General features: G+C 42.0%; 20 protein-coding genes. 16 read left to right on the top strand and 4 right to left on the bottom strand.

Going from position 1 to position 19,328, the window contains the following annotated elements; genetic code table 11:
• Positions 1–5 precede the first annotated feature (5 nt).
• Entirely contained in the window at positions 6–494 is a 489-nt protein-coding gene (locus tag L6773_RS06685; protein ID WP_237853095.1) for a thioredoxin family protein, read from the top strand.
• Positions 495–549: 55 nt separating this feature from the next.
• Positions 550–1,224 carry a metal-dependent transcriptional regulator gene (locus L6773_RS06680; RefSeq protein WP_237853094.1) on the top strand — a complete coding sequence of 225 codons (675 nt, stop codon included), beginning with the start codon at positions 550–552 and terminating at the stop codon, positions 1,222–1,224.
• Here the strand turns inward: L6773_RS06680 and L6773_RS06675 are convergent.
• On the bottom strand, positions 1,221–2,039 hold the full coding sequence (locus L6773_RS06675) for an NAD(P)H-binding protein (protein ID WP_237853093.1): 819 nt from the start codon (positions 2,037–2,039) through the stop codon (positions 1,221–1,223). The genes L6773_RS06680 and L6773_RS06675 overlap by 4 nt on opposite strands.
• Before the next feature lie 317 nt (positions 2,040–2,356).
• Between L6773_RS06675 and hemG the strand changes: the two genes are divergently transcribed.
• Positions 2,357–3,700: a protoporphyrinogen oxidase gene (gene hemG / locus L6773_RS06670; protein ID WP_237853092.1), complete on the top strand. Its 1,344-nt coding sequence runs from the start codon at positions 2,357–2,359 to the stop codon at positions 3,698–3,700.
• A gap of 185 nt (positions 3,701–3,885) precedes the next feature.
• Here the strand turns inward: hemG and L6773_RS06665 are convergent, their stop codons facing one another.
• Positions 3,886–5,349 carry a hypothetical protein gene (locus L6773_RS06665; RefSeq protein WP_237853091.1) on the bottom strand — a complete coding sequence of 488 codons (1,464 nt, stop codon included), beginning with the start codon at positions 5,347–5,349 and terminating at the stop codon, positions 3,886–3,888.
• Between the two features lie 101 nt (positions 5,350–5,450).
• On the opposite strand from L6773_RS06665, the gene L6773_RS06660 reads away from it, so the two are divergent.
• From L6773_RS06660 to L6773_RS06650, 3 genes are all read left to right on the top strand, one after another.
• On the top strand, positions 5,451–5,813 hold the full coding sequence (locus L6773_RS06660) for a carboxymuconolactone decarboxylase family protein (protein ID WP_237853090.1): 363 nt from the start codon (positions 5,451–5,453) through the stop codon (positions 5,811–5,813).
• Positions 5,814–5,815: 2 nt separating this feature from the next.
• On the top strand, positions 5,816–6,979 hold the full coding sequence (locus L6773_RS06655; protein WP_237853089.1) for a BamA/TamA family outer membrane protein: 1,164 nt from the start codon (positions 5,816–5,818) through the stop codon (positions 6,977–6,979).
• A gap of 166 nt (positions 6,980–7,145) precedes the next feature.
• A complete protein-coding gene (locus tag L6773_RS06650; protein ID WP_237853088.1) occupies positions 7,146–7,889 on the top strand; it encodes a uroporphyrinogen-III synthase in 744 nt (247 codons plus the stop codon).
• Between the two features lie 614 nt (positions 7,890–8,503).
• Here L6773_RS06650 and L6773_RS06645 read toward each other — a convergent pair.
• Together L6773_RS06645 and L6773_RS06640 are read right to left on the bottom strand one after the other, a co-directional pair.
• Positions 8,504–9,004 (bottom strand): cupin domain-containing protein, encoded by a 501-nt coding sequence (locus L6773_RS06645; RefSeq protein WP_237853087.1) that lies wholly within the window; start codon positions 9,002–9,004, stop codon positions 8,504–8,506.
• Positions 9,005–9,035: 31 nt separating this feature from the next.
• Positions 9,036–9,941: a glycerophosphodiester phosphodiesterase family protein gene (locus L6773_RS06640; protein ID WP_237853086.1), complete on the bottom strand. Its 906-nt coding sequence runs from the start codon at positions 9,939–9,941 to the stop codon at positions 9,036–9,038.
• Between the two features lie 367 nt (positions 9,942–10,308).
• Between L6773_RS06640 and L6773_RS06635 the strand changes: the two genes are divergently transcribed.
• The 10 genes from L6773_RS06635 (at position 10,309) to L6773_RS06595 (ending at position 19,302) form a co-directional block, all read left to right on the top strand.
• Positions 10,309–11,490 (top strand): 6-bladed beta-propeller, encoded by a 1,182-nt coding sequence (locus tag L6773_RS06635; RefSeq protein WP_237853085.1) that lies wholly within the window; start codon positions 10,309–10,311, stop codon positions 11,488–11,490.
• Between the two features lie 164 nt (positions 11,491–11,654).
• On the top strand, positions 11,655–11,990 hold the full coding sequence (locus L6773_RS06630) for a helix-turn-helix domain-containing protein (protein ID WP_237853084.1): 336 nt from the start codon (positions 11,655–11,657) through the stop codon (positions 11,988–11,990).
• A 172-nt stretch (positions 11,991–12,162) separates the two neighbouring features.
• Entirely contained in the window at positions 12,163–12,297 is a 135-nt protein-coding gene (locus L6773_RS21460; protein ID WP_255727716.1) for a hypothetical protein, read from the top strand.
• 26 nt (positions 12,298–12,323) lie between these two features.
• The gene (locus tag L6773_RS06625) at positions 12,324–12,551 is read left to right on the top strand and encodes a hypothetical protein (RefSeq protein ID WP_237853083.1); all 228 of its coding nucleotides are present in this window, start codon (positions 12,324–12,326) and stop codon (positions 12,549–12,551) included.
• A 76-nt stretch (positions 12,552–12,627) separates the two neighbouring features.
• Complete coding sequence (locus L6773_RS06620; protein WP_237853082.1) at positions 12,628–13,698, top strand: 6-bladed beta-propeller; 1,071 nt, start codon at positions 12,628–12,630, stop codon at positions 13,696–13,698.
• A 234-nt stretch (positions 13,699–13,932) separates the two neighbouring features.
• Positions 13,933–17,013 (top strand): efflux RND transporter permease subunit, encoded by a 3,081-nt coding sequence (locus L6773_RS06615; RefSeq protein WP_237853081.1) that lies wholly within the window; start codon positions 13,933–13,935, stop codon positions 17,011–17,013.
• A 116-nt stretch (positions 17,014–17,129) separates the two neighbouring features.
• Positions 17,130–17,354 carry an endonuclease domain-containing protein gene (locus L6773_RS06610; RefSeq protein ID WP_237853080.1) on the top strand — a complete coding sequence of 75 codons (225 nt, stop codon included), beginning with the start codon at positions 17,130–17,132 and terminating at the stop codon, positions 17,352–17,354.
• On the top strand, positions 17,351–17,515 hold the full coding sequence (locus tag L6773_RS06605; RefSeq protein ID WP_237853079.1) for a hypothetical protein: 165 nt from the start codon (positions 17,351–17,353) through the stop codon (positions 17,513–17,515). Before L6773_RS06610 ends, L6773_RS06605 begins: the two co-directional genes overlap by 4 nt.
• Positions 17,516–17,724: 209 nt before the next feature.
• Entirely contained in the window at positions 17,725–18,825 is a 1,101-nt protein-coding gene (locus L6773_RS06600; RefSeq protein WP_237853078.1) for an efflux RND transporter periplasmic adaptor subunit, read from the top strand.
• A gap of 87 nt (positions 18,826–18,912) precedes the next feature.
• A complete protein-coding gene (locus L6773_RS06595) occupies positions 18,913–19,302 on the top strand; it encodes an endonuclease domain-containing protein (RefSeq protein WP_237853077.1) in 390 nt (129 codons plus the stop codon).
• Positions 19,303–19,328: the final 26 nt, after the last annotated feature.

The following is a 19,328-nucleotide window of genomic DNA, read 5'->3' as shown; positions in this document are numbered from 1 at the left end:
ATTATATGAAACAGATTTTAAAATATCTTTCCATCGCAGTTTTTGTTTTGCTGCCGGTCGTTCTGTCAGCTCAAACTCAAAAAGTTGAGCCGATACCGTTACAGCAGGCACTTGAATTGGCACCCCAGGAAGGCAAAAAAATACTGGTGGATGTTTTTGCGAACTGGTGCCCCTATTGCCAGCGAATGCACTCTGAGATCTACCCGTCAGAAGCTGTTCAAAACGCAATATCCGACTATTTTCTTTGGGTAAGAATTGATGTTGAGTCAGACGCAAAGGTCAACTACCACGGGGAAGAAATGACAGAGGCTGAATTTGCATCTGCCTTAGAGAATCAAAATGTTCCGACAGCATACTTTTTAAACTCCGAAGGTGCAATTCTTGGAAAACAACCCGGATTCCTAAAACAAGATCTCTTTGTAAATCTGCTGAAATTTGTGGGAAGTGATGCTTACCTGGATCAATCATTCCAAGACTATGCGGGTGAGAAATAGGGTAGGTATGAGCAATCGAAATAAGACAGGCAGATTCTAATCTAATTTTTTTGACATGTCCCGGAGCCAATCCGTTGAAGATTACCTGAAAACTATTTATAAGCTTGAGAGTGAAACCCCGCCCGATAAAGGAGTTTCAACATCCCGGCTTGCAGAAGAGATGGGGGTTGCAAATGCTTCTGTAACGAACATGCTGAAACGCCTTTCAGATATGAAGATGGTGAATTATGAGTCGTACTACGGTTCACGTCTGACAGAAGCCGGTTTAAAAATTGCACTTGAGATTATTCGTCACCACCGCCTTCTTGAGCTCTATTTGAAAGAGATTCTCGGTTATTCCTGGGATGAAGTTCATGATGAAGCTGAGAAACTTGAGCACCATATTTCGGAACAGTTTGAGGACAAAATTGCCGAACTGCTGAATCATCCGACAGAAGATCCGCATGGTGATCCGATTCCTACAAAGGACGGGAAGATGCCAAAAATTAAATTAAAGCCGCTTCATTCAGTTTCGTTTGATACACCATACATCATTCGAAGGGTGAAAAACCAGAATCCTGAGTTGTTGCGGTATCTCGAGAAGCAGGGACTAATACCCGGAGTGAAAGTTAAAGTACTGGATAAAGAACCATTTGATGGCCCTGTGAAAGTCAAAGTAGAGAATGATACTGTTACCATTGCAAATAATATCGCTGAGGATATTTTTGTTGTGAAGCCCGATGCAATTTAATGGGTGTGATCCATCGGGTTTGGATATTTAAATTTGTAGTACAGATCCTTTTTAAGCTTCTCGTTTGATACAATTCTGTATCCTGAATTATCGTCCTCTTTAAAAGTGGGAGGGGCTATTCCAAAACTTTTTGCCGCACATTTATAAAACTCTTTTCGCGGTGGATGTCCATCAGATACTACATTGTAAATCTCGTTTCTTTTCTTTTGGCTGATGATTTCCGTGACAACATTCACACAATCCAATTGATGAACAAGATTAACGGGGCGCAGTCCCTCTTTGAGGTCGGTCTTTCCGCTCATATATTTTACAGGGTGTCGGTCGTAGCCGTAAAGACCTGCAAATCGGAGAATGGTGTAGTCGATTCCCGAATCTTTTAAAATTCCTTCTGCCTTTAAAATCGCTTCACCACTGGTTCTTGCTGCTTTCCCCGGTTGGGCTTCATCCTCGCCGGTTATCCCGCCAAATTTCGGATAAACGGAGGTTGAGCTTGCAAAAATTATCCAGGAGATCTTATGTTCCTTTGCTTTATCCACAACTTTTTTAACATTTGCCGGGAACTCTTCCAAAATATTTGGATTTCTGCGTCCGGGTGGAATATTCAAAAACAGGATATCACAATCCCAGAAGTCTTCAATGGTTTCATCTGAAATGGAATCAGGGAGTTGAAGCAAATAAGCGTCAATTCCACTTTGTTTCAATACGGATAATTTCTCCCCTGTTGTTGTTGATCCTTTAATAGTATGCTCATGTGAAACCAGCCGTTCGGCCAGGGGAAGACCGAGCCAGCCACAACCTAAAACTGAAATGATCATAAATATTTTCTTTGTTAATGCGGCAGGAAAGTAAGAACAACTCACACCAAAATAAAAGCGGTTTTTTGTATGATAGTTCCAAATTTTGTTCGCGATGCTACAGAGATTTTCAGTAGTTTAGAGGACAGGTAATATGAGTCCTATATATCCATCTGTGTATGGTGATTTTTTGGGGATGGTGCGAGTGTCCTTGGTGAACGAAGTCGTTGGCGTAGTAAACTCGCTCGTGCCCCAAAAATCTTTATGACTTATATAGAGGAGCACAAGCGGTACGCTTGCGCTATCTTATTTTTCTTTGAAGGCGGTAATTTATTGAAATGGAAGAAAATAAAATTGCGATTGTCGGAGCAGGTATTACGGGACTAACCGCAGCGTGGTCACTTAAAAGGATGGGACATAAAGTTGAACTGTTTGAGCAGCATGGGTATGCCGGTGGTTCGATAAAGTCTGTTATAGAAGATGGGTGGCTGCTCGAATACGGTCCGAATACACTGCTTTTGAAAGACAAAAAAGTAGCCGATTTTTTAAAAGAGCTAGGGATCTGGGAGGAGAAAATCATTGCCAATCCTGAAAGCTCAAAACGATTTATCATAAAAAATGGACAACTCGTAAAACTTCCGTCTTCCCTGTCTGAAGCTATTTCGACACCGCTTTTTTCAACTTTGGGTAAGTTAGCTGTCTTGAAAGAGCCCTTTATATCAAAGACAGATAATCAAGATGAAACGGTAGCTCAATTTGTTAAACGAAGAATCGGAAAAGAGATGCTGGATTATGCGTTGAATCCATTTATTGCCGGAATTTATGCAAACCGGCCCGAGAAGCTTTCTCTTCGCCATACATTTCCCAAAATGTATGAACTGGAACAGGAGTATGGTTCACTGATTTGGGGAACTTTCGCAGGACGAAAAAAAAGAAAAAGTGAAGGACGAATCGATCGTGAACTGATTTCATTCAATAACGGCCTTCATCAAATTGTCGAGACAATTACCGACCAACTTGATGAGATCTACTTCAACCATCAAATTAAAAAAATCCAGAAATTGGACGATGGCTGGTATCTGAAAAGTAAATTTGGAGATAAAGGGCCTTATGAAAAAGTTATACTGAATGCACCATTGTATAAATGGAATAAAAGACTTTTGCCGATTCAGCAGGAAAAACATGAAGAAATTGAAACAGTTGATTATCCACCATTGTCTGTTTTCCACCTTGGATTTAAGAAAGGCCAGGTTTCACATCCATTGGATGGATTTGGATTCCTGGTTCCGGAAAAAGAGAACAGGAATATCCTCGGAGCACTTTTTTCATCTACGCTTTTTCCCGGCAGGGCACCGGCCGATTCTCACTTGTTAACTGTATTTGTTGGCGGTGGTCGTAATCCCGAACTGGCTCAAAAGGAGAGCCAATCACTTTTAAAAATTGTTTTAGCTGAACTCGAAGATTTGATTGGAGTTACCGGTGAACCTATATTCAAAGAGCATGTCTTTTGGCCAAAATCCATTCCGGGATATCATGTAGGGTATGATCGTGTGCTGGACGCGTTTAACTCGATCGAGAAGAGTAACCCCGGCTTGCACCTTGCCGGTAACTTCAGGGATGGGGTCTCTGTACCGGATTGTATTAAAAATGGATTGCATTTGGCTAAAGAGCTCGCAGACTAATGTAAAGTCAGTGATACGATGTTGGCCGAAACCTGTCAGCACCCACTGGATCTGACAACGTTGGGTTTTGGAAAATCATCATCTGTTCATCCTTTTCTAAACAAACGACGCTGACAGAAACCCGGAAAAGCACCGGGAATGCTCTGTGGCTTTCACATTACTGACAGCTATGGTTTGAAACAACACTAGTCCAATTCCGGTTTCGAAGAGAACGCTTCGAGCACAAGTTGTAATAAGTTTTTGCCCAGGAATGTAAGTCGCTCTTGCCGGCTCAATGCAAGGAATTTCAGCAGCACGCGAAGATCTTTCATTAATGGCGGGGGATCAGTTATAAGAGTTTCGCTTTCAATGATATAATCCCAATCTATAGGTTTTTCAAATTCCACCTTACGTTTTTCCATCGACATTTTGTAGATATTTGCAATCAGGCCGTAGCCGATCGTGGATGGATGGAGGCCATCTAAACTAAAAATACCGCCACGGTCGATTTTGCCGGTATCTTCATCAAGCCTCAAATAATCCGTTGAGATACGAATGTTCTCCAGATCCTCCACCAGGTAAGTTGTTTTTTCATTTTTTTGGAGAGCTTTAACAAAACCGGGAGGGAAGGGGCTCACATTATCTTTTCCGAGGCGTCTGCGTGCAGCAGCACGAACATATTTGTGAACAGGAACAACGCAGAATTCATACTCATCAGCCAGTTTCTGAATAATAGCGTTATACTGATCCACGACGATATCCAGTTCGATTGCATCATCTTTTGTTAAATGTGGATGTTTGTCGGGGTCGAAATCTTCATCCCAAATCCAGAAGCGTGAGTAGTAATCAAAATAACCGGATCTGGGTTTCTCTTTATCCTCATTTACTCCCCGAATGGCCGGTGGAATGGTTACGTAGGGTATGGTGGGAACAAAAACATTTTTAGTATTCAGTTTCGCAATTTCCTCATAAAGAGACCTCAATTCAGATTTAAAATGCTCCGGCCGAAAAACCGTACAGTTTCGATCGGCATAACGGGCATTGAGGTCGGACTCCTCGGAATATTGGATATCTAAATTGGTTACGGCTCCTACAACATTGTTATGGCCAATGCACACAATGAGATTCTCGATGCCCCCATCTTCACTCAGAAGCCTTAAATTATCGACCATAGAGTTATTCTCAAACTTCTTGCTGAATGAGGGATTCAGAACCAATCTTGCGGTAATGTACATGGCATGATCCGGAAGTACATTAAATACCGAGTATTCAGGCCTGTTTGTGCTGATATATTTGCGGCAATACTCTTCGCTCATCAGTATACAGTCGCTGATGGTAAATCCCCAGATCGCCTGGTTGTGAAATGGAGTATCCTGTTCCACCTTCAGGGATTTCAGGTGACCCTCCCAATACGATTTAATCCGGCGCAGTGTCTTATAGATTTCAGATCCCGCCCCGATTGAATTACCAAGCGTGATGCCATTCCCATATTTTTCAGCGAGACCGCGAATCAGAACTTCTATATTGATGGGGATTCCCGCTTGTGCCGAAAATGAGGGAAGGTCAAATTCAGCCGATGGCTGAAGTGATCGTTTTAGTATGGCCGGAAAGCTCAAATCCGTGCGATAAACCCCGCCATTTTTGAACCCCTGCGCCATGCTGTCGCCCATGGAAACAAGTTTATGTTTGTATGATCTTCTGCTCCGAAACAAGTGATGAAATCCTTACTTTAAACCTTTATAAATTTTGATCTGCATAAATGAATAAGAATATGGCATCAAAAACAAACTCTCTGGAAGATTTTCGGAAAAATAGAGAGATGATGAATGAAAAAATCATGGATTTGAACCACTTGGGGATCAAGCGGTTCTTCAATCTCGATCATAATACGTACCAGGACGGAGCTTTACCGGCTCAAACCAAAGAGTTGCTGGGGCTAGTGGCATCGGCTGTTTTACGGTGTAATGACTGCATTGACTATCACCTGGAGCAGTGCGCCAAATCCGGTTCAACCAAAGAGGAGATTATTGATGCCCTGAATGTAGCAATGGTTGTAGGAGGCAGTATTGTCATCCCGCATCTTCGTCACTCCATCTCAACCATAGAAGCTCTCGAGGAGGAGGGACTCCTTTGAGATTGATTAAGATTCTCCTTTTTTTCCTGATTATTTCAGTGGTAAGTGCCGGAACTCTTTCTGCACAAGTTATTCCGCCGGATTCCGATGATTCTGAACAACCGGATATTCGGATTGGCAGCGAATACTCACTGCTGCCCGTTGGGGGATATACGTCAGACTTAGGGCTATTTGGCGGCGGACTGATTCAGCGTATTGGATATGGAAACAACATCCGCCCCTTCTTAAGCAATTTAATTGCCGATTTTACCATATCAACGAAAGGTAATATAGATTTTGATCTTTACTATGAACATACTCGTACTTTAGGTTCTGACGTTCGCAGTTTGGTTGAGTTTACCGGACAAAAAATACGCCAGGGGTACTACTTTGGAATTGGAAACAATACAGAGTATTCCGATCAGCAGTTTGATAACAATTTTTTCCTTTTTGAGAACCGGGAGTTGGCCATCTATTACCAGGCCCGAAAGCAGATCGCTTCATTCGGAGAGCATGGTATCTTTGATTTGACCGGCTCAGTTGATTTTTCCTACTTAAATAGTCTTACGAGGGGCGAAACTTCAAAATTTGAGGAGGATAACCCACTTGGAATCGGTAAAAGCTGGTCCAACAAGGCCGGGTTTGGATTTATTTCGGACAGCCGTGACAGTGAATTCTCTCCCACAAAAGGGATACGGTATGAGGCTTCGTTTGAGGTGAGCTCCTCTATCTTTGGAAGTGATTATGCCTACTCCGACCTGAAGATCGATTTGAGGCACTACCTGGAAGTACTGGACGGATTTGTATTAGCAAATAATCTGAATATCGAATCGATACAGGGGAATGCTCCTTTTTGGGATCTCTCTATCATGGGGGGGAATAATGGTCTTCGCGGATATCATTTGGATCGGTTTCGGGGAGATCACTCCATTATGCACCTGCTGGAGCTCAGAACCTGGTTATTTTCAGTATGGAATGATGAGATACAAGTTGGCAGCCAGCTTTTTTGGGATAGTGGCCGGGTTTTTTCGGAATCTGATTCAGATACTCTGTTCAACAACTGGCAAAACTCCTACGGTGGCGGAATTATATTTACTCTTTTCAGCCCGGACTTAATGTTGCGTTCTGATGTAGGTTTTTCTGATGAAGCGTTCCGGTTCTATTTCGGGGCCGGCTATGTATTTTAGTGTCACTAAGAAAACGTCAATCTTTGCGTTCCACTTGCCCCAAAAATGCTCATGTACGCTTGGTACACTGCGCTTTTTGGGGCTTCGCGCGCCTTGATCTTGACGTTTTCGTAGGACACTATGAGTTTTTTTACAAACACTATTTTAAAATTAATAAGAATTTTTGATGGGTAAGGATAAAACAGCACTTTTTACGGCAAACGAAGATATCGCAACCTCATTTTTGAGTGAGATCAACCAATCTGTATTTTTGCAATTAATGCATTTGCCGCTCGAGAACTATTCCTACTTCGTAAACCTGGAAGAGGTTGAGTTGGTTGAGAGAAAAATGGATACATTTTCATTTATTATCCATGGAAATCTCAGGAATGCCCGCTTTTTTATTCAATGGGTGAAAGAGGCAGAGATATTAGACCAAGTAAAGGAAATTGTGCACCTTGTTCCCAACCAGGCAACAGTGGATTTCTTAGCAGACTATGAGATTCCCGCTATTATGCCGAGGAAGAAAGCTCGCCCGATCGATATCATAGAATTTATGCTTCGAATATCAAGAGATGGAACTGTTCTCTACCCAACAACCGATCAGCGTGATGAAGAGGTGCCCGGTCTGCTGCAAGAACTGGAGATGCCCGTCATTGAATTTCAGGTTTGCAGGCAGGAGGTGTTACCATCTGAAACACTGGAACAATACCGGGATAAAGCAGCCAACTCAGATTTCGATTCAGTGATATTTCACTCCCGTTCATCCGTAAACCGAATCCAAATAGCTTTTCCGGACCTTGACTTTTCAAAACTTGAATGTATCTCTTCGGGCCAGGCTGTGACTCAGAAGCTACAGGAGGCTGGGATAGAACCTACTGTAGAAGCCCGTGGATCATGGCGCTCATTACTGGCGGCACTGACAGAATAGGAAATATTTATCTATTAAGAACCTTCGAGAGTTTGACAGGTCTGCGAATAGTCGAGCCTTTTAATCATAGCTGGTTTAATACACCGACCCTCAGGGTCGGAAAAGATAAAAAGTCCCCCCGTTTGGAAGCTGTGAAAAAAAGATTAATACATCTATCAGTCAGGTTTTCTTGCCACGAGGACACAAAGTTACGAAGATACACGAAGTTTAGTAATATCAGCTATTTGGACTTTGTGAACCTTCGGCCGATCGGGTCTTCGTGGTTGATTTCACGAATCTGATTTAGATTTGAAACTTTTTTCTCTCACAGCCTCTTAGAAGGGGAAAACGAACCTGCCTTCGCTGAAGCTTCGGAAGACGGGTGGAGAGATCGGGGTGATGATTTTGTAAGTTTCGAATTGTCCAATTCTTCTGTCCCGAGGGTTTTCATTGCTTAACCTTGCACCAGAAAGGGAGAACGTATAAAGTATTAGATGTAGACATTGTATTTTTCAAGCCATTAAGAAATTCAGTAGAAACTCAGAATTTTGAGTTATTCAGACACTCATTTCCGATAAGAAAAAATACAATGTCTCGGTGAAGGCTACACCACTCACCCGATGACTTCAATCACTTTACTCCCGGGTTAATTTTTTAATGATCTCTTCGTGCTCAGGAAACTGCTCCAGAAGATCGGACCTGTCAGCCATCTCAAAATCATCAAAATCAAATCCGGGAGAGACGGCACATCCGCAGAGGGCAAAACTGTCTTGTTCCTCAACGGTTACGCCGAACCAATAACCGGCAGGTACAATCTGTTGTGGTTTTTGGCCTTTTTCCAGATTCTTTCCAAGTGACAATGTTCGATAAGAGCCGGTTGGCGTAATCAGGTGAATGGTAAGTGGAGACCCTTCATAGTGATGCCAAATTTCGTCCGATTTAATTCGGTGGAAATGTGATTGATCGTCACTTTCCAGCAGATAGTAGATCGACGTACTGTAATGACGGCCATCAGGAAATTCATCTTCGTCAATTTCTATGATTCCATCACTGCGGTACACTTCTGTATAAAAACCGCCTTCAGGATGGGGCTGAAGATTAAGATGTTCGATAAGTTGCTCTGTTCTTGATTTCATAAGAGGTTTGATTTATAGGTTATTCAATAATTTAATTTGGTCTGTGAATAACTGCAGCACTATCAGGGTAATCTGTAATAATACCATCCACTCCCATCTCAACCAGGTCATTCATTTCTTCGGTCGTGTTTACCGTCCATGGAATCACTTTCATATCCATGGAGTGAGCTTCAGCAATCATTCGTGAAGTAACCAACTCATAATTCGGGCTCCAGATATCGGGTACAAATCCCAACTGATTCACATAATGCTGGATGGTCTGTCTATTGGCAACCAGAATGGCTTTGGATATATCGGGGTTGAGCCTATAAAACTCGACCAAGGTAGCGGGGTCAAAAGACTGTATAATCACCCGGTCCAGAATACCGAACTCCTCATCCATCTTCATTAAAAGATTATTCAGAAGCCGTGCGAATTTTTCCGGCTGTGGGTAATAAACACCGTATCGCATCGGTTCACTTTTGGTTTCGATGTTGTATTTCACATCAGGCAATCCTTGTTCGTCGGTATAATTTTCAACGGTTCGAATTACTTCGCTCAACAAAGGTTTTTTAGCCTCCATTCTCTCTTGGTTTGGGAAGGAGGGGTGGCCTTTTTTTCCCACATCAAACTGTTGGGTTTCCTGGTAGGTCATCTCATAAATGTTCAAATCCATCTCTTCCTCTTCAGTGACCGGCGACCCATCCGGTTTGGTGCTGATTTCATGGTTGAACCAAGGTTCGTGTGAGACAAGAATTCTCTCATCCTTCGTTACTACCATATCCAATTCAATCGTATCCACTCCAAGGTCAACAGCTTTCAAAAAAGCGGGAATTGTATTTTCAGGCATCAGGCCACGGGCTCCTCGATGCCCCTGCAGGTCGAATGTTTGGGGGGTATTGTTGCTTGAACAGCTCATAAATGTAAATGAAATAAACAGTGTGAGTAATAATCTCATGGTGATCTACTTTCTGTACCAAATAACGTTAATTCCAACAAACAATATATTACGATTCTGTGTGAAAATAAGATTAATAAGATGTCATCAAATAATGAAAGTTGTTCATCTTTAATCGTTAATTATATTTCTTTCAGCGATTCAATGAGGCACTGATAAGGGGCGTAATAGAGTTAGCTCCAAAAAAATCCAAAAAATTATTCCTTGCAGTTTATACATCTATCAACGATAATATTTAAGAATTCCATATAAGTTCATCGAAATCAACCATTAAGGGGATTTTGAGTATCAGCTATTCCTGATCAGAGATAAAAATCGTTGGGATTTTTCTTGGTTTTATTCATCAACAAATAAGCAAAGACAAATCATGAGCCGACTAAACATCTATTTCATCATACTTCTATTCTTATCAACTGCCTGTTCTAAATCTGAAGAAATTGAAATACCTGAGAAAATTTCAGAATATGAGAACGTTTCCGTTTTTCCGGCAGACAGTGAACCACAGTATACAATTACACTTGACCGACAAACTGTTTACGGTGATACCGAAGACATACTTTTAGGAAGTCGATTGTCTGTGACAGTGGATAATCGTAACAGGGTTTACATTGCTGACAACCAGGAAATTGTCCTCCACCTGTACAATCCCGATGGTACCTATAATCGTCAAATAGGACAGGAGGGAGAAGGCCCCGGGGAATATCGCAGAATTGGCAACATGCAAGCCGGGAGCAGTTATTTCCATTTGATGGATAGGAACCTTACCAAGATTACCCGGTACAATCTCGATACTTTTGAGGTAGAGGGGGATATTTCTCTAACTGTAGACAGAGGTGAAACCGACGGATATTTTCAGTACCCGCAGGGATTTTATCTATTGAGTGACAGTACATATTTGTTGCAGATCGGGACTGGATTCACTGCGGGAGATGCAGAGGAGGATACAGATAGAACAATTGAAGGCAGAATATTGAATGTAAAGACCGAGAAGACTGGTGATTCAGCCATTGTATCATTCCCTTCCGCCGAAGCACTTATTCATCGAGAGGAGAACTCAATGATGGTGATGTCAGTTCCGTACAATCGAAAATCTGTAATTTCTGTGCAAGATGGGGAGATTATTTATGGATGGAGTCAGGATTTTTTGCTGAAAGTGTACGATCAAAACGGGCGATACCAACGAGCCATCTACTATCCATATGAAAATGTGTCGTTGGACCGCAACCAGGTTCTTGAACTCTATTCAGATCACGAAGAGCAGTGGCAGGATATGGTTCGGAGAGACGACATGCCGGAATCCTGGCCGGTGTTTGAGTCATTCACCGTAGATGATGAAGGCAGAATCTGGGTTGAGAAACTAACTGAGAACCGTGATGAATCCGAGTTCGTTGTCTTAGAAAATTCCGGAGAGTTGTTAGCTACGTTTAATTGGCCCTCCAATAAAGAAGTGATGGAAATAAAAAATGGGTTTCTTTACACTCTTGAAACCAACGAAGAAACCGGGCTGCGGGAAGTGGTGAAGTATGGGATAACGTTTGAAAATAGATAAACAGAATTTCGGACTGATTGGAGAAGTGAGTTCAAGGGTAATGCAAATCAAGTAGATTCATTAAGAATTATTAATTTTTGAAAAATCACTGTAACAGGTGGGGGGGGACTGCATCCTAAGAGTATAAGACAAATTCATCATTAAGAACGAGAAACTTCTATATCATGAAGAGTGACAAAGAGGTTCCTATCGAAAAATCCATCAGGATTTTACAAGAAAATATTACAAAGATTGACCGCGTATATGAGTGGGCAGAGGCTTGCGGCTTCAATAACCCTAAAAAATTCTCGAGACTCTTTCGAAACCATTTTGGGGAGAGACCCAGTGTGGTCATGAAAAAGATGAAAGTGGATAAAGCCATTGAGTTACTTTCAAACGGAGAGGATCTAAGTAACTACGAGATTGCGTTGAAAATTGGTAAACGGGATGAGAAAGCTCTGAACCATTTCATAAGACAACAAACAGGCAATCCTCCCGAAAATTATAAGAGTAAAAAATGATATCTAAATAATTTGAGAATAAAATCTATTTGAATTTTATTTTCAATAACCTTTAATCAAAATCCAAAACTTATGTATAAATTAATTTATGCACTTACGGTTACATTTTAACTTTCATTAGGCATTTCATATTCTTTAAATGCTCAATGCATTGCATGTTTTCAAACATCAGATGGATGTTCTACAGAGAGTGTTGATTTTGATGCCTATGATGCTTGTGGATGTGGAAGCGGATGTCAATGTTATGGTGAGTGTTCAGGAAGGCCGGGTGGAAATACACTTCAATTATCTCCAGAACTTGATTTAAAAGATATAGAAGTTCCTGAAGAAGGTTTGAAAATTGAAGTAATGCAGGATGAATTGGCCGATTTCTTGAAAGAAGTTCACAATGGTGGTTACATTGGGACCAAACATTCAGAATTGGTTTACTTTAGTGAAAAGATTGGCTTTTATAGGTTAAATAATACTGAATTCATCGCCTATCCGCTGATGGAAAATAAATTTGACATGTATAGTTTATGTGATGGTGAGAAAATGGCTTCCATTGTAGCGAGTATTTAAAAATAAATAAAACAATCTTTTAAGGTGCCATAAATTCATATCGTGGCACCTTTTTTTTTAAATAAAATTTTTTACGATGTTTCTGAAACTTTATAAAGTCTTATCACTTTTTCTGTTGTACAATTTAGCCGTTATTAGCTGCTATTCTCAATCTAATGAACTCAACTCCTTAAATACCTCTATTTTCAATTTTCAAGAAACCTATACAATTAATGATGGGGTCCATAAATCGGTTGTTTTAGGAGATATCAGTGATGGTGTTTTAGGGGCCAATGCTCAAGCTTTTTTGCTAGACAGGAGTGCTTCGAAAGTATATCAGTTGGATGATGAGGGAAAATTGATTCAAGAATATGGGAGGGAGGGTCGAGGACCGGGCGAGTTTCTCGAAGGTTTTTCTATCGGATTAAATGATACGGAGAATGAATTATTTGTACTGGATTACAGAAATGCCAGAGTTGTATCTTATAATACCAACGACGGCTCCTATAAATCTGCTATAAACCTGAATTCAACCTACGTAACAAGGTTAAACCAGCTCGATGTTTTTGAGAATGAATTATTGTTGCTTGGATTTCATCAAAATAAAAATACGTTGGTTCATGTCTTAGATCCGGATGGTTCAACAGTTAAATCTTTTGGTGCATTGATAGATTTTGATAATATCATACACACCAATATGGGGAAGATACAACTCAGTCAGGTTCATACAAGTTCATTAAACGGCAACTTGTTAGTAGGTCTTGCGGCACCTCATCGAACAACATTGTACAACAGGGAGTTTGAGCCAATCAATACACTTGAAGATGATTTATTACCTGTCCCCTGGGAAACACATATGACAATGACTCCCGAAACGTATAAAGTGGATTATTATCCCATGGCAATTGAAAATCAACTGTTAAGTGATGAGCATTATTTATTGGTTTGGGTGAATTTTGAATCAGATAAGAATAATGAGACTATTTCAGAATATTTTTTAGAATTAAGAGAGCTACATACGGGAGGACTCCTTCACAGAGTGAGTTTACAGGAAAGGAAAGTTTTAGAAATCAAGAGAATCAATAATCAGTTGGCATATCTTCTAATCAGAACCCGGGATTATCAGTACAAGGTTGTAAAATTAGAGATTAACCTGGATGGTTTTTAAAGCTGTTAACTTCAATCCAAAATTATTTTATAGCTGGGCTAAAAAATAGCAGATGGTCAAATTAACTGTTACATAAAAAGATGAAAGAAACAGCAATTTGCAGTTTACCATAGAATCTACGATAATATTCGTATTTAATTTAAAAGAAGTTGTATAAATTCATCAGTATCGTGCATTAAGAGATATTGATCCTCAATCACTTGAAAAGGGTTTTTTATTCATCAATAAAACAATTTGCTTCTAAACCGCCCCATAACGGCTATCATCCTCATTCTTGCAGCCTTTATTTTCGGCGGGCTTGCACTGAATGAGCTGTCGGTAGATCTGTTGCCGGATGTGGATTCGCCAAATCTTGTTGTACGAACAGACTGGCAGGGCGCTTCTCCAAGAGAGATTGAAAACCGGGTGAATGAACGCCTTGATGCAGTACTGAGCACTATTCCGGGAATTGAACGTGTTCATGGATTTGCACGGCAGGGGCAGAGTATTATCTACCTCAATTTTCGCTGGGGGCATAACATGGACCTCGCTTTTCTGAATGTCCGCGAGAAATTAGACCAGGTACAGTACAGTCTTCCGGAACAAGCGGAGCGTCCCCAGCTGATTTTTAATACCACGGCCGACGAACCGATTGCCGTCCTGGCGGTTACATCAAAAAATCGCCCCAATGAACAGTTTGATACCCGCCTTGACTTGAAGCGATGGGCCGAACAGGTGCTCTCACGCAGGTTGGAACAGGCCGAAGGGATTGCGCAAGTTGTATTGGTTGGAGCTGTAGAACCTGAAGTCCAAATTCGATACCTGCCGAGAGAACTCGACCGTTTTAGTCTTTCATTGAGCCAGGTACAGTCGCTGGTGCAAAGTGCCAATCTATTTACATCCAGTGGTGAGTTGCGGGATGGCTGGTACCGCTACTCATTGAAGATTGAGAGTAGAATTGAAGAGTTGGATGATCTTGAAAATGTTCCCCTAAGCCGGCTTGGCCAGGGCAGGATACTTACGTTGGGGGAAGTTGCGGAGATTGAACTGGCAGAAGCAGATCCCAGGTCATTCGCAACGGTTTCCGGCGAAACGGTTTTGAATTTATTGGTTAAAAAAGAGTTTGGCAGCAACACCGTGGAGGTATACGACACCTTAACACCGCTTTTAGACCAGATGAGAGAACAACACCCCAATATCAGCATAGAGGTTTTGCGAGAAGATGCCACGTTCATCCGCAAAGCCATTCAGAATTTATTGCAAACTCTGCTCATCGGCGGAATCCTGGCGTTTTTTGTCCTTTTTGCCTTTCTGAATGATATCCGTACGCCGTTTACCATCGGCATCGCCATCCCTGTATCTATCTTTCTCACGTTTTTCGTGATGTACGGATCAGGCATTCAATTAAATATCGTATCTCTGAGCGGCCTCACTCTTGGAATTGGCCTTCTGCTGGATAATGCCATTGTCGTACTCGAAAATATCAACCGACACATGCCGGTGGCGCCATCTGTGAAACGGGCGGCGGCTGTGGGAACCAAAGAGATTTCACTGGCCGTTACCGCATCAACATTTACCACCATTTCGGTGTTTCTACCACTTGTTTTTTTAGGTGGATTTGAAGGAGCTTTTTTCCAGGATCAGGCCTATACACTTTCCATTAGCCTTTTGGCCTCACTGCTGGTAGCCCTGATCATCTTGCCGGTTTTAGTCGTTCAGATAAAGAAGAAAAATGAAAGTAGTTCAAGTAACAACCAGACTGAAGGGAGGCTTAATACACGAAAATTCTTCGACAACCTGTTGGATCGATATGAAGAGAGCCTCCAGAGAGTTCTAAAAAAGCCCGCCTTTATTTGCATCATAGCGATACTGTTGATCTTCAGCGCAGTCTATGCGTTTTTGTCGGTTCCCAAAACTGTTTTGCCGGAGGACGAGCCTTCCCTCGTTTCGTACCGAATTCAGTTGCCCGGAAATACCTCGTTGAATTCCACGAAAGAAGCTGCGGATGCGCTGAGACTCAGATTACAAAATGCACAACTTGGCGGGCAAAAGATCCAGATGGAAGGCGGGTATACTGATCAAACCAACCTGGCAAACCTTGCCCGCGAGGGGCTCAATAAATTCAGTATCAATATCCCGGTGAATGGATATGAAGAGGCAGAAAAAGTCCAGGAGTTAATATCGAAATTTGATCGTGATTTCCCTGGGTGGACAACTGAACCCATTGCAGATACTCAAAGCTGGAGTACAATGATTGGTGCCGATCAGCCCCCGGTGCTTTTTCGAATGATCGGGCTGGATCGAACAGAGAGCGAACGGATGTCATCCGAATTGCAGAATTATATGGCTGATGTGGGATTGCTGGTAGAGTTCCAAAAACAATACGAACAGGAAGTGGATATCTGGAACCTGAGATTCCGTTCTGACCGGTTGCTGCAGCTTGGTATCGACGAGCAGGAGGTAATCCGATATCTGGAATCTGTTACGCGTGGCAGCTTTGTAACGGACTGGAACCGCGAGGATGAACGAATTGCCATACGTTTAAAAGGAAGAGATGGTGAGCAACAAATCTATAGTCCCGAGAGTATTTCGCTCCGGCTGGGAGCCCGCGAAATTCCGCTGAGCTATATAGCTGAAATTGAGAAATCAACAGAACCAGAGCAGTTAGAGCGTGTCAATCAAACGCCGGTTTTGAGCTATGTAGCCAATTGGAATTTGGCGGATTGGTGGTGGAATGGCGGTGAAACAGTGGAATCGATTCAACAATTTATGCGCAACACAGGCCAGGAAGTACAGGTAGCCGGAAATGCCCTGATGGTTCAATCCCTGATGACAGATATGGGAAAACTGCTGCTTTTGAGCATCCTCATTATCTATATCATTCTATCCATCCAGTTTGAGAACCTGAAGTACCCGTTGATCATCATCACAGCTGTCCCGTTCGCCTGGATTGGTTCTGTCTTGTTGTTGTGGGTTAGCGGACTCTCATTGAACGCACTGTCATTTATGGGAATCCTGATTTTAACCGGGATAGCCGTCAACGATTCAATCCTGAAAGTCGACTTCATGCGAAGGTATCTTGAAGAGACCGGGAATCTGCTGGAAGCGGTAGAACTGGCCGGTAAACACAGGTTCCGTCCCGTAGTTATGACGAGTATCACGACTGTTTTGGGCCTCGTTCCGATGCTTATTCCCTTTGGTGACGGATATGCGTTTCGTCAGTCACTTGCCATTGCACTGATGGGAGGGATGGTGAGTAGTACGTTTTTAACTCTCTATTTAATCCCGTTGATTTTTAAATGGGTGGAGACGGGGAAAGTGAAAAGGCAAACGTGAAATGAAAATATTTAGTGCTGTGAAAAAATGGCGGGTTTGAACATTCCCCTCCTTGCGAAGGAGGGGCGTAGGGGAGGTAGAAAAATGATATTTACAATGACCACTTTGATATTACCATGAAACGAAATCCAAAGAAAACAAAGAAGCAACGACGCTATCTCCGAAACAATATGACAAAGTGGGAGATCTGCCTTTGGAATGATTTGAAAGGCAGGAAAATGTATGGTTTTAAAGTTCGAAGGCAGTATGGTTTTGATAACTATGTAGTGGATTTTTACTGTCCGGAATTAAAATTGGCTATAGAAGTGGATGGTGATGTTCATTATTTAAGGAGAAAATGAAAAAGGACCGGGAAAAAGAACAACGTTTGAATGAAGAGGATATCAAAGTCATCAGATTGAAAACAATGGATTTAAAAGACGATTATGAAAGTATGATTGGTTATTTGGAAGATATTTTTAAAGACCAAGCCAGAGAGTTGGGTATTGATCTTGGTAAATGAAACTTATCCCCTCCATGCTAAGGAGGGGTTTGGGGAGGTAGATAAAAAGTGGTTCAAAATGAAAGATATTAATATTGGCAATACACAGACATCAAAATTGGAAAATACTGAAAGTTTGAAACTGAGATCTAATGATGAATAAAGATTTTCAACCACCCCTACGCCCCTCCTTGCAAAGGAGGGGAAAATAGTCTTAATAACGAAACAGTATGCTAAAAAAATTAATAGCTACCGCAATACTCACCACCATTCTAATTCTCACCGCCTGCTCCGGAGGCGATGACCAGGACCGTCCCGAACCTCCCGAAGAAGTGGATATCCGGCCGGAAGTGATTTTTTTGTTGGCAGACGACCAACCGCTGCGGGTTTACATCGAAAGCCAGGGGATCGTGGAGCCGATTCATCAGATGACCATTCGTCCCCGAATCAGCGGGTTTATCACCCAAAGTCTTTTAGATGACGGAACCCGGGTTTTTGAAGGCGATACGATTTTGGCTTTTGATGACCAGGAGTGGGTATACCAGCTTCAGGAAGCTCAAAATGAGTTTGAAACAGCTCAGATTGAATACAATATTGAAAAGCGGCAGCGTCAAAATAATGGAAATTCAAATCCAGACAATGATAATATGCTTCGAATCAGTACCGGGCTGGCGGATGCGGAATTGGCATTGGAGCGAGCTCGTCTGGATTTTTCATACACAACCATTAAAGCTCCCTTTTCCGGTGAACTGTCGGTTCAGGATCGAATTACAAGCGGCGCGTATATAGCGGCCGGCAGTGAACTTGGTACATTGATTGACGACACCACAGTATTAATTCGATTTGATGTACTGGAAGCAGAGCTAAGTCGCCTGGAAACAGGAATGGCGGTAGAACTGACAACCCCATCCGGGATTCAAAAAACCGGTATCGTTAAAGCACTTTCTCCGGTTGTTGATTCGGAAAGCAAAACGGGCCAGGTGATTGTTGAAGTTGAAAACCGGGAGCGTACACTCCGGCCCGGAATGACAGTAGAAGGAAGAATTCAGATTGAATCTCACAATGGCGATGCCAGAATTCCGCGAGCAGCCATACTTGAGCGAGATGGAGGCAGGACACTTGTTTTCAAATTAAACGGCAATACAGTAGAGTGGATCTATGTAGAACCAGAATTCGAAACCTCTGAATGGGCTATTGTGAATCACGAAGAGATCAGCCCCGGGGATACCCTGGCGGTGGACCGGCACTTTGCACTCAGTCATCTGCAGCAGGTGCGGCCAAGAATGGCAGGGCAGATTGTTCAGGAAGGAGTTGAGGAGGCTGAAGAATAGTTGAAATGGAAAATTCCCCTCCTTGCGAAGGAGGGGTTAGGGGAGGTAGAAATAACACGATTAGAATTGAAAACCTTTGATTTTGATATGGAACGTAACCCAAAAAAGACAAAAAAGAAGCGTCGGTATCTCCGAAACAACATGACAAAATGGGAGATATACCTGTGGAACGACCTGAAAAGCAGAAAAATGTATGGTTTTAAAGTTCGGAGACAGTATGGTTTTGACAATTATGTTGTTGATTTTTACTGCCCAGAACTAAAATTGGCTGTAGAAGTGGATGGTGATTTTCATTATTTCGAAGAGAAAATAAGAACAGATCGGGAAAAAGATCGGTATTTGAAACAGGAAGGAATCAAGGTTATCAGGATCAAAACATTGGACTTAGAGGAGGATTATGAAAGTATGATTGTTTATTTGGAAGCTGTTTTTAAAGACCGAGCCGCAGAATTAAATAAAGGTTTCGAAAATATGTGAGACTCAACCACCCCTACACCCCTCCT

This window comes from Rhodohalobacter sulfatireducens, from assembly GCF_022012475.1.
Taxonomy (GTDB): Bacteria; Bacteroidota; Rhodothermia; order Balneolales; family Balneolaceae; genus Rhodohalobacter; species Rhodohalobacter sulfatireducens.
This window is presented reverse-complemented; position numbering and strand designations above follow the sequence as displayed.